Raw genomic sequence first — 12,865 nt, 5'->3', positions numbered from 1 at the left:
CATCCCCGCCAGTTTAACGCCAATCGCCAGGATGCAGAAAAAACATTATGGCGCGGTGCTTAACCCGCTGCGCTGGTGGGGGAGAATGCCCCGGCTATTCTGGCTGGTGGCGCTGTTTGTCGGGTATCTCGAACGTAAAAAATCGCCTCTCGATCCGGTGCTGCGTTCGCTGCTGATGACCCGCGTCTCTCAGGTGTGCCATTGCGCGTTCTGCATCGATGCCAATGCGTTACGTCTGGCGCAACGCAGCGGCGGAATGGCAAAGGTACAGGCCGTTGCAACATGGCGCGACAGCACGCTCTTCAGCGACCAGGAGCGCGCTGCACTGGCCTATGCCGAGGCGGTTTCCGCTACCCCGCCGGTGGTTGACGATGCACTAAAAGCCGCATTGCGCCACCACTTCAGCGAACAGGCGATTACGGAGATGACCTCGTTGCTCGCTTTTCAGAACCTGTCAGCGCGTTTCAATGCCGCGCTGGATATCCCCTCGCAAGGGTTATGCGTCATGCCTGGAGAAAAACACGATGCTTGACCGTCACCTCCACCCGCGCCTGAAACCGCTACTCAACCGGCTGGTGATGAGACTGGATAAACCGGAAATCAGCCCGGACGGCATAACGTTGATCGGCTTTGCCATCGGCGTGCTGGCCTTGCCGTTTCTGGCGCTGGGCTGGTATCTGGCGGCGCTGGTGGCCATTGTACTGAACCGCCTGCTGGACGGACTGGATGGCGCACTGGCGCGACGCAGAGGATTAACCGATGCCGGTGGCTTTCTTGATATCGCCCTCGATTTTCTGTTTTATGCCCTCGTGCCCTTTGGCTTTGCCCTCGCGGATCCCGCGCTTAATGCGTTGCCAGCCGCCTGGCTACTGTTTGCCTTTATTGGCACCGGCAGCAGCTTCCTGGCGTTTGCCACGCTGGCCGCGAAGCATGACATCGACAATCCGGGCTATGCCCACAAGTCGTTTTACTATCTGGGTGGGCTAACAGAAGGAACCGAAACCATCCTGCTGTTTGTGCTTTTCTGCCTGTTCCCGGCGCACTTTGCATGGCTGGCGTGGGTTTTCGGCGCGTTGTGCTGGCTCACCACCGCAACGCGCATCTGGAGTGGTTATCTGACGCTGAAAGAGGCTTAGCGTCAGGCAGGATCAGAGTGACGCGTCTGGCCCGCGTTCACCGGTAGCAACCGGATTCTGCGGGTTGCTGCTCCATTCGTACCAGCCGCCGTCATAGACGCCGACATTTTTCCAGCCCATCGCCCGGGCATACATAAAGGTTTCCGATGCCCGCCAGCCGGTGCCGCAGTAAAACGCCACCTGCTGATCAGGCAGAATATGCCACTGCTTCCACATCGCGGCGATATCCTCTGCGCTACGCATGGTTCCATCCGGGTTATGGAAATCTTCCATATGGGTAGAGTCACTTCCGGCATGACCCCAGCGTGCGCCTGCGATCTCGCCTTTTGGCTTAATGTAGCTGTAGCCGCTGGTCACGCCGGTAAATTCCGGCCAGGAGCGGATGCTCACCAGAGAAGCATCCTTGCGGTGCAGCAGGCCACGTGCCTGTTCGGTATTCAGCATCAGCTGTGGCTGACCCGGGATCGGCGCGCCAAAATCGGCCGCTGGCGTCACTTTATTCGGTGTGCCGCGTTCAACCGGCAGTTTTGCATTGTCCCAGGCTTTCCAGCCGCCATCCAGCAGGCGAACATCTTTCACCCCGGCATAGAGCATGATCTGCGCCACGCGCGCGGCGGCATACACATCGCGGCCGTAGAGGATCACCGTGGTGTCATGGCGAATGCCATGTTTTGCCAGCATCGCTTTGAGATCCGCATCAGAAACTTTGTTCCACAGCGGCTCGCTTTCCACTTCATTGGTGTCGATATAGTCTGCGCCGGGGATGTGGCTCAGCAGATAAAATTTGGGTGCGCCCCAGGCCGCTTCAATCACTCTCCACTCGCCGGCAGGCGCAGCCGTGACCGGCTTACCCTGCTGGAGCTGGTGCAGCCACTGCGGGTAGACCAGTTGCTCGAAGTGGGCGAGACGCTGGAGGCGCGCCGGGGTTTGCAGGGCATCACTCAACAACGTGACCTGGCTGAAACCCGCCTGATTCAGCCGCGCCTTAACGGCCTGGTTATCGCTGTCGCTACCGTACAGGGCAACCGGCGTGGTCGGCGTGAGCTGGTGCTGCGAAGCCCAGGCTTTCAGCTGGGTCTCGTTCATGGCCCCAAGCCAGCTGGCGGAAAGGTTCAGCGCGGCAGGCTCGTGGCCGGACGGACCGTTCAGGGTCTGCGGCCAGCCGTTGTAGAAGGCGCTGGCGCGGGTGTCAATCAGGGCGCCTTGCTGTTGCTGAAGCGCTGTCAGCGTGAGGGAAGGTGCCATTTCAGCAGCAAAAGAAGAGAAAGCGGCGAGACCTAAAGCGGCGGTCAGCGCGGTCAGTTGAGAAACACGTTTCATCGAAAAGCCCGATCGTAAAGAAATGAGCCGTGATTGTGGCAACCTGCCAGCCAAAAAACGTTGCGTTTGCGCAGGATGTCATGGAATTCATTGCCAGCCCGCCATCGGCAGCACGCGCCCGTTCGGGGGAATATCTTCGTCATCGTGCGTGACCTGTACCACCGGGATCTGCCGGGTGCGCACTTCCGCGAACACCCAACGGCGAAACTGGTCGCGCAGGTTTTTATCCAGGCGGCTAAAAGGTTCATCGAGCAGCAGCGCCTGCGGCTGGGCCAGCAGGGCGCGGAGCAGACTTACCCGGGCGCGCTGGCCACCGGAGAGCGTAGCGGGGTCGCGATGAAAAAAACCGTTCAGTTCGGCGGCGTCCAGCGCCGCAATCACCGCCTGCTGTCGGCGCTCGCCTTTAATCGCCGCCGGAAGCGCCAGCAGCAGATTCTGCCCGACGCTGAAGTGATCGAAGAGCAAGGCATCCTGAAACAGCAGGCCCACTCCGCGCTGCTCGGTGGGCAGGGCGTCACAGCGCCGGGCGTTGATCCACAGCTCACCTGCGGCGCGAAAATCGCCGGGCAGGGCACCTGCCATCCAGGCAAACAGCGACGATTTACCGCTGCCGGACGGGCCCATCAGGGTGAGAATGTCGCCAGGCCGCACGCTGAAGTTAACGTTGTGCAACAGCGTCGTGTGGCGCAGCGCGAGCGAAACATCCTTAACCATCAGCATTAACGTAACCCCTGTCGAAAACGGCCAACCAGCCGGGAAATCAGGATGCAGGCGGCGAAAACCAGCATCGGCAACAGCAATTGCCACAGCGCCTGGGCCGCCAGCACGGCGCTACTGCCCCCGCTACTGAGCGCCACGGCGTCGGTGGTCAGGGTGGCGAACCGGCCGCTGCCCAGCCACAGGGTGGGCAGATACTGCGCCATGCTGACGGAAAACCCGACGGCAAAGGCGGTGAGCGCCGGGCGGATCATCTGCGGGCATTTGACCAGCCAGAATATTTTAAGCGATCCCCATCCCAGTGTGCGGGCAATCAGAATCAGGCGCGGATCGAGTCGGCGCCAGGCGGGCTGCATTACCAGCAGCATCCACGGCAGTACCCACAGTAAATGCCCCCACAGCACGGCGATCCATTGCCCGTCGAGTTGCAGCAGCAAGGCCAGCTGATACTGCCCGGCCACCAGCGGCAGGGCGGGGAGGGCCAGCGGTAGCCAGACCCAGAAGCCGCCGCGCTGTGGACCCCACTCCAGCCAGAGCAGGATCATCCCCAGGGCAAGCGCCGCCGAAGCGAGGCCCAGCGTCAGGCTCTCGCCCGCCGTCTCGCGGGAGACACTGGCATTGCCTGCGGTTAGCACCAGTATTACCACGCTGACGATCCCTGCTAACGGCAGTAGCAGGCCACAGGCGCGTCCCACCCTTAGCGGGCGCGGCGTCGGGCGCTTCCCGGAGATATCCGGGATAGTGCGGCGCCAGCGTTGCCAGCCGATAAACAGCATGACGGCGATCAGCTCCAGCAGCACCAGCAGGATCACGCACACCAGCATCCCCTTCGCCTGCTGTTGCGCATCGCCCTGCGAAAGCCACTGCCAGGCCAGCACGGCGAGGGTGGGGGGATTACCCGGCCCGAGGATCAGGGCCACATCCACCGCCGACAGCGTCCAGGCGATCACTGCCAGCATCACCGCCCCCAGCGCGGGCGCAATGGCGGGCAGGATCAGCCAGCGCAGCGCCTGCCAGCGGCTATAGCCCAGCGTTCGCAGAATAGTGACTTTTTGCGCCAACGTTTTTTCTGGCAGCGAGGCGTAAATAGCCCAGATAACAAAGGCGCTCTCCTTGACGGCGAGGGTCAGGCCCAGCCCAATCCCATAGCGATCCATAACCGGCGAGCAAAACGAACAGACGCGGTAAAGTTCACCGCCTTCGGCAAACATCAACAGCACGCTGACGGCAAAGGCCACATGAGGGATCGCCAGCAGCCAAGGCAGGTGATTACACAGCCGCCGCCAGCGACTGCCGGGCCACAGCGCAGCCACCACCGCCAGCGCCAGGAGCAGCGCACCGACGGCGGCAATCAGGGTAGACACCAGGGTGGCGATCAGCGCCTGCGGCAACTGCGGATCCGCCGCCAGCGCCCGCCAGTTCTCCAGAGAGAAAACCGGCGGTAACAGCAGGGCAAAGGCGGGCAGCAGCGGCAGATAAACTGCCGCCATGAGTGCCCACGCGAGCCAGCTTAGTGGGTGCCGTAGCGACGCAGCCATGCCTGCTCCAGCGCATTAACCCAGGCGGCGTGGGGTTCGCCGAGCGTTGCAGGTAAATCGGTTGGAATAAACTGGCGCAGCTGTGCGGCCTCAGCAGCGGGCACTTTTTGCGGATCCAGCACGCTCGGATCGCCCCAGTTGGCCGGGTCGGCCTTGCGGATCTGCGCCTGCGGGGAAAGTAAAAAGTTGGCGACCACTTTTGCGCCTGCGCTGGCAGAGGCATTGGCCGGGATGGTGACGAAGTGTACGTTGCCAATCATCCCCTGTTGAAAACCGAAGCTGTAGCTGTCAGCGGGCAATGCTTTGCTGTTCACTTGTTGCCGGGCATGGGCCGGATTGAATGTGATCGACAGGTTTAAGTTGCCATTGGCCAGCAAGGCATCCATCCGCGCCGGAGACGGTGGAAAATCCTTGCCCTCGCGCCACAGATGAGGATGCAGTTTATCCAGATAAACCCATAGCGGGGCGGTGACGGCGGCAAAGGTGGCGCTGTCCGGCGGCTGTTTTAGCGCGTCGGGTTGGGTGGTCTGGGTCAGAAGGATCTGTTCCAGAAACGCGGTGCCGGTAAAGTCAGGCGGGCGCGGGTAGGTAACAGTGCCAGGATGTTGCGTGGCATACTCCAGCAGCGCCTCGGGATCCTTAAGGGGGTGCGGCAGGGTCTGACGGCTGGCGATAAAGGTGAGTTGTGCGCTGCCCCACGGGGATTCAGCCCCCTCCGTCGGGATGGCGAAATCCTCTGTCACCGGTTTATGAGTGTCGACGTAACGCCAGTTGGGAAGGCTTTGCGCCCACCCGGTCTGCAACAACCCGGCGGTTTTCAGGGTGCGGAAGTTCTCGCCGTTGACCCAGAGCAGATCAACCGAGCCGTTGGTTTTGCGCCCGGCGCTGGCCTCGGTCTGGATGCGCTTCACCGCATCGGCCGCATCCGCCAGACGGACAATCTTCAGGTTAATGGCGTAGTGGCTTTTCATCTCGCCACTCACCCAGTCCAGGTAGCGGTTCACCGCCTCGTCACCGCCCCAGGCATTGAACCAGACGGTCTGGCCCCGGGCATCCTCTTTGGTTTTCTGCCAGCCGTCATCAGCCAGCGCCGGCCCTGCGATCAGCAGGCCGGTCAATAACATGCAAAAACGCACACGGCGCATAATGCCCCCTGTTATAAAGACGTTCGGGAAAAGCGGGCGAACAGCCAGCGGGTGATAAGCGGCAGCAGCCCCAGTAGCGTAAAGGCAAAAACCACGCCCGGCGAGAGGATATCATGCAGCGACGTTATCTGCCCCAACTGGTGGCCCGCATTGAGATAGACAATAGCCCCCGGTAACATCCCAAGCTGGCTAACCCACCAGTAGCGCCATACCCCAAGGCGCGTTACCCCGGCGAGCAGGTTAACCACAAAGAACGGGAACAATGGCATCAGACGCAGGGCAAACAGATAAAATGCCCCGTCCCGCGCCACCCCGTCATTAACGGTGCGCATCTGCCCGGCAAAGCGGTGCTGCACCCAGTCGCGCAGCAGATAACGGCTGACCAGCATCGCCAGCGTGGCGCCCAGCGTCGAGGCGAAAGAGACCAGCAGGATCCCCGGCCAGAGACCGAACAGCGCCCCGCCGAGCAGGGTCAGCAACGCAGCCCCCGGCAATGACAGGGTGGTCACCAGCACATAGAGAATAAAATAGAGGGCAGCGCTCTGGCGCGGGGCCTGCTGGCAGTAAAGCAGCAGCGCCTGATGCCGCGCCTGAAGATTTTCCAGCGTTACGCTGCCGGGCGGCAATTGCGTATAAATAACAATAAATGCGCCCAGAAGGGCGCATATCAGGATGATTTTACGGGCGTTTGTCGCCATTCATTTGACGTCGAACGTCGCCCATACCGGGGCGTGGTCGGACGGTTTTTCCATGCTGCGGATTTCGTAGTCGATCCCGGTTTCGACACAGCGCTCTGCCAACACGGAGCTTGCCAGCAGCAGGTCGATACGCAGGCCGCGGTTATCATCAAACCCTTTGGAGCGATAATCGAACCATGAGAAGCGATCCTGAGTCTCCGGGTTGGCGTGGCGGAACGTATCCACCAGACCCCAGTCCATCAGACGCGCCATCCATTCGCGCTCTTCCGGCAGGAAGGAGCATTTCCCGGCGCGCAGCCAGCGCTTGCGGCTGTCTTCGCCGATGCCGATATCCAGGTCAGTGTGGCTGATGTTCATGTCGCCCATGATCAACACCGGGTTCTCTTTTTTCAGCTCGGTTTCGAGGTACGACTGCAGATCCTGGTAGAACTTCTCTTTGGCCGGGAATTTTAGCGGGTGGTCGCGGCTCTCGCCCTGCGGGAAGTAACCGTTGATCACAGTGATGTTGCCAAGCGGTGAAGGAATTTCCGCCATGATGATACGACGCTGGGACTCTTCGTTGTCGCCCGGGAAGCCGCGACGCACGGAGACAGGGGTCTCTTTAGTGAGCAGCGCCACACCGTAATGGCCTTTCTGGCCATGATAAAAGACGTTGTAGCCCAGTTTCGCCACCTCTTCGAGAGGGAACATGTCGTCGTGGACTTTTGTCTCCTGCAGGCCGATAACGTCAGGCTGATGTTGATCAACGATGGCTTGCAGTTGATGAGGACGGGCGCGCAGGCCGTTGATATTAAAAGAGACAAATTTCATAGTCGCTGCCAGTGCAAGGTGAATAGTGCAAGGATGGTAGCAGAATTTCGTTGGGCTGACTGCCGCCGCTGCGTATGTTCCACCAATTACTGTGACAGATCGCGCCGACAGTGCAATTTTTGCACCGAACTGGCCCGGGATGCCCTGTAATGGCGCGAAAAGGGACCACAAATTTCGCGAGCGATCACAATTCCAGAATTATATTTGGCTTCTGCATAAAACAGCTATTTTTCATGCGGCAAAGCCCCGCTTGTTGTAAAAATATTCACTTATTATGCAAAAACAGTGAATAACGCCATATTATAACTCATTGATATTACGTTACCCCATCCCGTTTATGCATTTTTAGTGCTGGCTGGCACGATCGCTGCAATCTACATTTACAGCGCAAACACTAAAATATTTAACATTTAATCAACCTTTTATTTACCGGATGAGGTCGCTATGTCTCTGTCAATTACGCGTGAAAACTTTGATGAATGGATGATGCCGGTTTACGCTCCGGCGGCTTTTATTCCGGTACGGGGAGAAGGCTCACGCCTGTGGGATCAACAGGGTAAAGAGTACATCGACTTTGCCGGGGGGATTGCGGTTAACGCCCTGGGTCACGCGCATCCAGCGCTGCGTCAGGCGCTGAACGACCAGGCGGCGAAGTTCTGGCATACCGGCAACGGCTACACCAACGAACCCGCGCTGCGCCTGGCGAAAAAACTGATCGACGCCACCTTCGCCGAAAAAGTGTTCTTCTGTAACTCCGGAGCCGAAGCGAATGAAGCGGCGCTGAAGTTGGCGCGTAAATATGCCCACGACAACTTTGGCAACCAGAAAAGCGGCATCGTCGCCTTCAAAAATGCCTTCCATGGCCGCACGCTGTTTACCGTTAGCGCGGGCGGGCAACCTTCCTATTCACAGGACTTTGCGCCGCTGCCGCCGGATATCCGCCACGCGGTCTATAACGATCTCCAGTCTGCCAGCGAGTTGATTGACGATACCACCTGTGCGGTGATCGTCGAGCCCATGCAGGGCGAGGGCGGCGTGCTGCCTGCGGATAAGGCCTTCCTGCAAGGGCTGCGCGAACTGTGCGATCGTCACAACGCGGTGCTGATTTTCGATGAGGTCCAGACCGGGGTTGGCCGCACCGGCGAGCTGTATGCCTATATGCATTATGGCGTTACGCCGGACGTGCTCTCCACCGCCAAGGCCCTCGGTGGCGGCTTCCCAATCGGTGCCATGCTGACCACCGACAAATTCGCCCGGGTGATGACCGTTGGCACCCACGGGACCACCTACGGCGGCAACCCGCTGGCATCGGCGGTGGCCGGTCAGGTACTGGATATCATCAACACCCCGGACGTGCTGACCGGCGTTAAGCAGCGTCACGACTGGTTTGTCGAACGCCTGCAAGCCATTAACAGCAAAACGGGGCTGTTTAAAGAAATACGGGGCCTGGGGCTGCTGATTGGCTGCGTACTCACGGAGGAATTTGCCGGAAAAGCTAAACTTATTTCACAGGAAGCGGCAAAAGCGGGCGTGATGGTACTGATCGCCGGGGCTAACGTGGTGCGCTTTGCGCCTGCGCTGATCGTCAGCGAGGAAGAGGTGCAGGCCGGGTTAGATCGCTTTGCGCTGGCCTGTGATCGTGTGAAGTCTGGGGTGTCATCATGATGGTCATCCGTCCCATTGAGCGCGGGGATTTATCCGCCCTCATGCAGCTTGCCGGTAAAACAGGAGGCGGGCTGACCTCGCTTCCCGTTGATGAAAAAACGCTCTCGGCGCGCATCGAACGCTCGCTGCAGACCTGGCAAGGGACGCTGCCGAAAGGCGAACAGGGTTACGTGTTTGTTCTGGAAGAAGCTGCCACCGGCACCGTGGCCGGGATCTGCGCCATCGAGGTGGCGGTGGGATTAAACGACCCCTGGTATAACTACCGCGTCGGCACCCTGGTGCACGCGTCGAAAGAGCTGAACGTCTACAACGCGCTGCCCACGCTGTTTCTCAGTAACGATCACACCGGCAGCAGTGAACTCTGTAGCCTGTTTCTCGATCCCGACTGGCGCAAGGAGGGCAACGGCTATCTGCTCTCCAAATCGCGCTTTCTCTTTATGGCCGCCTTCCGCGATCGCTTTAACGAAAAAGTGGTGGCCGAGATGCGCGGCGTGATCGACGAAACCGGCTTCTCGCCGTTCTGGCAAAGCCTGGGCGAACGCTTCTTCTCGATGGAGTTCAGCAAAGCCGACTACCTGTGCGGCACCGGACAGAAAGCCTTTATTGCCGAGCTGATGCCGAAACACCCTATCTATACCCATTTCCTCAGCCCTGAGGCGCAGGCCGTGATCGGCCAGGTGCATCCGCAAACCGCCCCGGCGCGCGCGGTGCTGGAGAAAGAGGGCTTCCGCTACCGCAACTATGTCGACATCTTTGACGGCGGCCCGACGCTGGAGTGCGATATCGACCGGGTAAGGGCGATCCGCAAAAGCCGTCTGGTGGAAGTAGCCGAAGGCCAGCCTGCGCCGGGTGAGTGGCCTGCTTGCCTGGTCGCTAATGAACAGTATGACCAGTTCCGCGCCACGCTGGTGCGCGTGGATCCTGAATGTGAACGTCTGGTGCTGACCGCAGCACAACTGGATGCCCTGAAATGCCGCGCTGGCGATCGTATTCGCATGGTGCGCCTGTGCCCCGAGGAGAAAACAGCATGAACTTATGGATCAATGGCGACTGGGTGACCGGCGAAGGTGAATCCCGCACCAAATACAATCCGGTGGGACAGGAGAGGTTATGGCAAGGGGCCGATGCCAGCGCCGCGCAGGTCGAACAGGCGTGCCGGGCAGCGCGTGCGGCCTTCCCGGGCTGGGCAAAGCTACCCTTCAGTGCGCGTCAGGCCATCGTTGAGAAATTTGCCTCTCTGCTGGAAGCCAATAAGCAGGAGCTGACTCGGATCATTGCCAGCGAAACCGGCAAGCCGCGCTGGGAAGCGGCAACGGAAATCACCGCGATGATCAACAAAGTCGCCATTTCGATAAAGGCCTACCACACCCGTACCGGCGAGCAGCACACCGAGATGGCCGACGGGGCAGCCACGCTGCGCCATCGTCCGCACGGCGTGCTGGCGGTGTTTGGCCCCTATAACTTCCCCGGCCATCTGCCGAACGGCCACATCGTGCCCGCGCTGCTGGCGGGTAACACGGTGATCTTCAAGCCGAGCGAGCTGACGCCGTGGAGTGGTGAGGCGGTGGTAAAACTGTGGGAGCAGGCCGGGCTGCCGCCGGGCGTGCTCAATCTCGTCCAGGGTGGACGGGAAACCGGGCAGGCATTGAGTGCCCTGAGCGATATTGACGGCCTGCTGTTTACCGGCAGCGCCGGGACCGGCTATCAGCTGCACCGCCAGCTGGCCGGTCAGCCAGAGAAAATTCTGGCCCTTGAGATGGGCGGCAACAATGCCCTGATCGTTGACGACCCGGCGGATATCGACGCTGCGGTTCACCTGACGATCCAGTCAGCCTTTATCACTGCCGGACAGCGCTGCACCTGCGCCCGTCGTTTGCTGGTAAAAAGCGGTGCCGAAGGCGATGCCTTCCTCGCCCGGCTGGTGGAGGTGAGCGCGAAACTGCTGCCAGGGGCGTGGGATGCCAACGACCAGCCGTTTATGGGCGGGTTGATTTCCGAGCAGGCGGCGAAAAACGTTTATCACGTCTGGCGGGAACACGTTGCCCGCGGCGGGCGGTCGCTGCTCGATCCCCGCCTGGTGCGGGCGGGCACCTCTTTACTGACCCCGGGGATCGTCGACATGACGGGCGTGCGTGATGTGCCGGATGAAGAGGTCTTCGGGCCGTTGCTCTGCATATGGCGTTATGACGATTTCGACCAGGCTATCGCGATGGCTAACGCTACGCGTTACGGCCTGTCGTGCGGCCTGATCTCGCCGGAACGCGAAAAATTTGACCAGTTGCTGCTGGAGGCACGTGCCGGGATCGTCAACTGGAACAAACCGCTTACCGGTGCGGCCAGCACCGCGCCATTCGGCGGCGTGGGTGCCTCCGGCAATCATCGCGCCAGCGCCTGGTATGCGGCGGATTACTGCGCCTGGCCCATGGCGAGCCTCGAAACCCCGGCCATCGTCCTGCCGGAGCAGCTGAGTCCGGGCCTCGATTTTACGCGGGAGAAGCGTCATGAAAGCGCGTGAGGTTAACTTCGACGGGCTGGTGGGCTTGACCCACCACTATGCCGGGCTGTCGTTCGGCAATGAAGCCTCGACTAAGCACCGCTTTCAGATCTCCAACCCGCAGCTGGCGGCAAAGCAGGGGCTGTTAAAGATGAAGGCGCTGGCGGATGCAGGCTTTCCCCAGGCGGTGATCCCGCCTCAGGAGCGGCCTAACGTCGGCGTGCTGCGCCAGCTCGGCTTTACCGGCACCGATGAGCAGGTGGTGGAGAAGGCCGGCACGCAGATGCCGCAGCTGCTCTCTGCCGCCAGTTCCGCCTCCTCCATGTGGGTGGCGAATGCCGCGACGGTAGCCCCGTCGGCAGACACGCTCGACGGAAAAGTGCACTTTACCGTTGCCAACCTGAACAACAAATTCCACCGGGCCAGTGAAGCCGGTACCACCGAAAAGGTGCTGCGCGCCATTTTCCGCGATGGATCCCGCTTTAGCGTCCATACGGCGCTGCCGCAGGTCGCGATGTTCGGTGACGAAGGCGCGGCAAACCACAACCGCCTCGGCGGCGACTACGGCGAGCCGGGCCTGCAACTGTTCGTCTATGGTCGTGAAGAGGGGGGTAATGAGGCACCGGCCCGCTACCCGGCGCGTCAGACTCTGGCCGCGAGCCAGGCGGTTGCCCGGCTGAACCAGGTCAACCCCGGGCAGATCCTCTTCGCCCAGCAAAACCCGAGAGTGATTGACCAGGGGGTGTTCCACAACGACGTGATCGCCGTGTCGAACCGCCAGGTGCTGTTCTGCCACGAGCAGGCGTTTGTCGATCAGCCTGCGCTGCTTCAGACCTTGCGCGAGCGGGTGCCCGGCTTCATGCCGATCGAAGTGCCGACCGGGGCAGTGTCGGTCCAGGACGCGGTGTCCACTTACCTGTTCAACAGCCAGCTGCTGAGTCGCGACGACGGCAGCATGATACTGGTCCTGCCGCAAGAATCGCAGGATCACCCTGGCGTCTGGCGCTATCTGAACGGTCTGGTGGCAGAAGATAACCCTGTCAGCGAGCTGCGGGTGTTTGATCTGCGCGAGAGCATGGCCAATGGCGGTGGCCCGGCCTGTCTGCGCCTGCGCGTGGTGCTGACTCCCGAGGAGCAGCGGGCAGTTAACCCGGCGGTGATGATGAACGAGACCCTGTTTAACACCCTCAATGACTGGGTGGACCGCTACTATCGCGACCGTCTGACTCAGGCCGACCTGGTGGATCCGCAGCTGTTGCGCGAAGGGCGCGAGGCGCTGGATGCCCTGACCCGTATTCTGCAACTCGGGTCTGTCTACCCGTTCCAGCAATAAAGGAGGCCT

Annotated in this window: 12 protein-coding genes; 6 read left to right on the top strand and 6 right to left on the bottom strand. The window is 60.7% G+C overall.

What is annotated here, in order from left to right; all coding sequences use genetic code 11:
• Positions 1 to 31: 31 nt before the first annotated feature.
• Together ACF8PE_RS01960 and ACF8PE_RS01955 are read left to right on the top strand one after the other, a co-directional pair.
• Positions 32 to 532, top strand: coding sequence for a carboxymuconolactone decarboxylase family protein (locus ACF8PE_RS01960; RefSeq protein ID WP_233629078.1), 501 nt, complete (start codon positions 32 to 34; stop codon positions 530 to 532).
• Positions 525 to 1,136, top strand: coding sequence for a CDP-alcohol phosphatidyltransferase family protein (locus tag ACF8PE_RS01955; protein ID WP_234549075.1), 612 nt, complete (start codon positions 525 to 527; stop codon positions 1,134 to 1,136). Before ACF8PE_RS01960 ends, ACF8PE_RS01955 begins: the two co-directional genes overlap by 8 nt.
• A gap of 12 nt (positions 1,137 to 1,148) precedes the next feature.
• Here ACF8PE_RS01955 and ACF8PE_RS01950 read toward each other — a convergent pair whose 3' ends face one another.
• From ACF8PE_RS01950 to xthA, 6 genes are all read right to left on the bottom strand, one after another.
• The gene (locus tag ACF8PE_RS01950; protein WP_200142802.1) at positions 1,149 to 2,456 is read right to left on the bottom strand and encodes a rhodanese-like domain-containing protein; all 1,308 of its coding nucleotides are present in this window, start codon (positions 2,454 to 2,456) and stop codon (positions 1,149 to 1,151) included.
• 87 nt (positions 2,457 to 2,543) lie between these two features.
• Positions 2,544 to 3,176 carry an ATP-binding cassette domain-containing protein gene (locus ACF8PE_RS01945; RefSeq protein ID WP_234549074.1) on the bottom strand — a complete coding sequence of 211 codons (633 nt, stop codon included), beginning with the start codon at positions 3,174 to 3,176 and terminating at the stop codon, positions 2,544 to 2,546.
• Positions 3,176 to 4,711, bottom strand: coding sequence for an ABC transporter permease subunit (locus ACF8PE_RS01940; RefSeq protein ID WP_234549073.1), 1,536 nt, complete (start codon positions 4,709 to 4,711; stop codon positions 3,176 to 3,178). Before ACF8PE_RS01940 ends, ACF8PE_RS01945 begins: the two co-directional genes overlap by 1 nt.
• Positions 4,684 to 5,847: an ABC transporter substrate-binding protein gene (locus ACF8PE_RS01935; RefSeq protein WP_392494498.1), complete on the bottom strand. Its 1,164-nt coding sequence runs from the start codon at positions 5,845 to 5,847 to the stop codon at positions 4,684 to 4,686. Before ACF8PE_RS01935 ends, ACF8PE_RS01940 begins: the two co-directional genes overlap by 28 nt.
• A 20-nt stretch (positions 5,848 to 5,867) precedes the next feature.
• Positions 5,868 to 6,554, bottom strand: a complete 687-nt coding sequence (locus tag ACF8PE_RS01930) for a TVP38/TMEM64 family protein (RefSeq protein ID WP_077226399.1) — start codon at positions 6,552 to 6,554, stop codon at positions 5,868 to 5,870.
• Positions 6,555 to 7,364 (bottom strand): exodeoxyribonuclease III, encoded by an 810-nt coding sequence (xthA, locus tag ACF8PE_RS01925; RefSeq protein ID WP_077226398.1) that lies wholly within the window; start codon positions 7,362 to 7,364, stop codon positions 6,555 to 6,557.
• Between the two features lie 444 nt (positions 7,365 to 7,808).
• On the opposite strand from xthA, the gene ACF8PE_RS01920 reads away from it, so the two are divergent.
• Genes ACF8PE_RS01920 through astB form a run of 4 tightly spaced genes read left to right on the top strand, consistent with a single transcriptional unit; the run spans position 7,809 to position 12,856 of the window.
• Positions 7,809 to 9,029 (top strand): aspartate aminotransferase family protein, encoded by a 1,221-nt coding sequence (locus tag ACF8PE_RS01920; protein WP_234549072.1) that lies wholly within the window; start codon positions 7,809 to 7,811, stop codon positions 9,027 to 9,029.
• Positions 9,026 to 10,060, top strand: coding sequence for an arginine N-succinyltransferase (gene astA / locus ACF8PE_RS01915; RefSeq protein ID WP_077226397.1), 1,035 nt, complete (start codon positions 9,026 to 9,028; stop codon positions 10,058 to 10,060). The genes ACF8PE_RS01920 and astA overlap by 4 nt, the downstream gene beginning before the upstream one ends.
• Entirely contained in the window at positions 10,057 to 11,544 is a 1,488-nt protein-coding gene (astD, locus tag ACF8PE_RS01910; protein ID WP_234549070.1) for a succinylglutamate-semialdehyde dehydrogenase, read from the top strand. The genes astA and astD overlap by 4 nt, the downstream gene beginning before the upstream one ends.
• On the top strand, positions 11,531 to 12,856 hold the full coding sequence (astB, locus tag ACF8PE_RS01905) for an N-succinylarginine dihydrolase (RefSeq protein WP_032617710.1): 1,326 nt from the start codon (positions 11,531 to 11,533) through the stop codon (positions 12,854 to 12,856). Before astD ends, astB begins: the two co-directional genes overlap by 14 nt.
• Positions 12,857 to 12,865 lie beyond the last annotated feature (9 nt).

This window comes from Leclercia sp. GLN_9 (assembly GCF_043105735.1).
Lineage (GTDB): Bacteria > Pseudomonadota > Gammaproteobacteria > Enterobacterales > Enterobacteriaceae > Enterobacter > Enterobacter adecarboxylatus.
Note: the sequence above shows the minus strand (reverse complement) of the source record. Positions and strands in the feature narration are given on the sequence as shown.

Bases quoted from the DNA above. Each gene is read 5' to 3' on its own strand.
- ACF8PE_RS01960 (WP_233629078.1), top strand. From the start codon at position 32: ATGCAGAAAAAACATTATGGCGCGGTGCTTAACCCGCTGCGCTGGTGG.
- ACF8PE_RS01955 (WP_234549075.1), top strand. From the start codon at position 525: ATGCTTGACCGTCACCTCCACCCGCGCCTGAAACCGCTACTCAACCGG.
- ACF8PE_RS01950 (WP_200142802.1), bottom strand. From the start codon at position 2,456: ATGAAACGTGTTTCTCAACTGACCGCGCTGACCGCCGCTTTAGGTCTC.
- ACF8PE_RS01945 (WP_234549074.1), bottom strand. From the start codon at position 3,176: ATGCTGATGGTTAAGGATGTTTCGCTCGCGCTGCGCCACACGACGCTG.
- ACF8PE_RS01940 (WP_234549073.1), bottom strand. From the start codon at position 4,711: ATGGCTGCGTCGCTACGGCACCCACTAAGCTGGCTCGCGTGGGCACTC.
- ACF8PE_RS01930 (WP_077226399.1), bottom strand. From the start codon at position 6,554: ATGGCGACAAACGCCCGTAAAATCATCCTGATATGCGCCCTTCTGGGC.
- xthA (WP_077226398.1), bottom strand. From the start codon at position 7,364: ATGAAATTTGTCTCTTTTAATATCAACGGCCTGCGCGCCCGTCCTCAT.
- ACF8PE_RS01920 (WP_234549072.1), top strand. From the start codon at position 7,809: ATGTCTCTGTCAATTACGCGTGAAAACTTTGATGAATGGATGATGCCG.
- astA (WP_077226397.1), top strand. From the start codon at position 9,026: ATGATGGTCATCCGTCCCATTGAGCGCGGGGATTTATCCGCCCTCATG.
- astD (WP_234549070.1), top strand. From the start codon at position 10,057: ATGAACTTATGGATCAATGGCGACTGGGTGACCGGCGAAGGTGAATCC.
- astB (WP_032617710.1), top strand. From the start codon at position 11,531: ATGAAAGCGCGTGAGGTTAACTTCGACGGGCTGGTGGGCTTGACCCAC.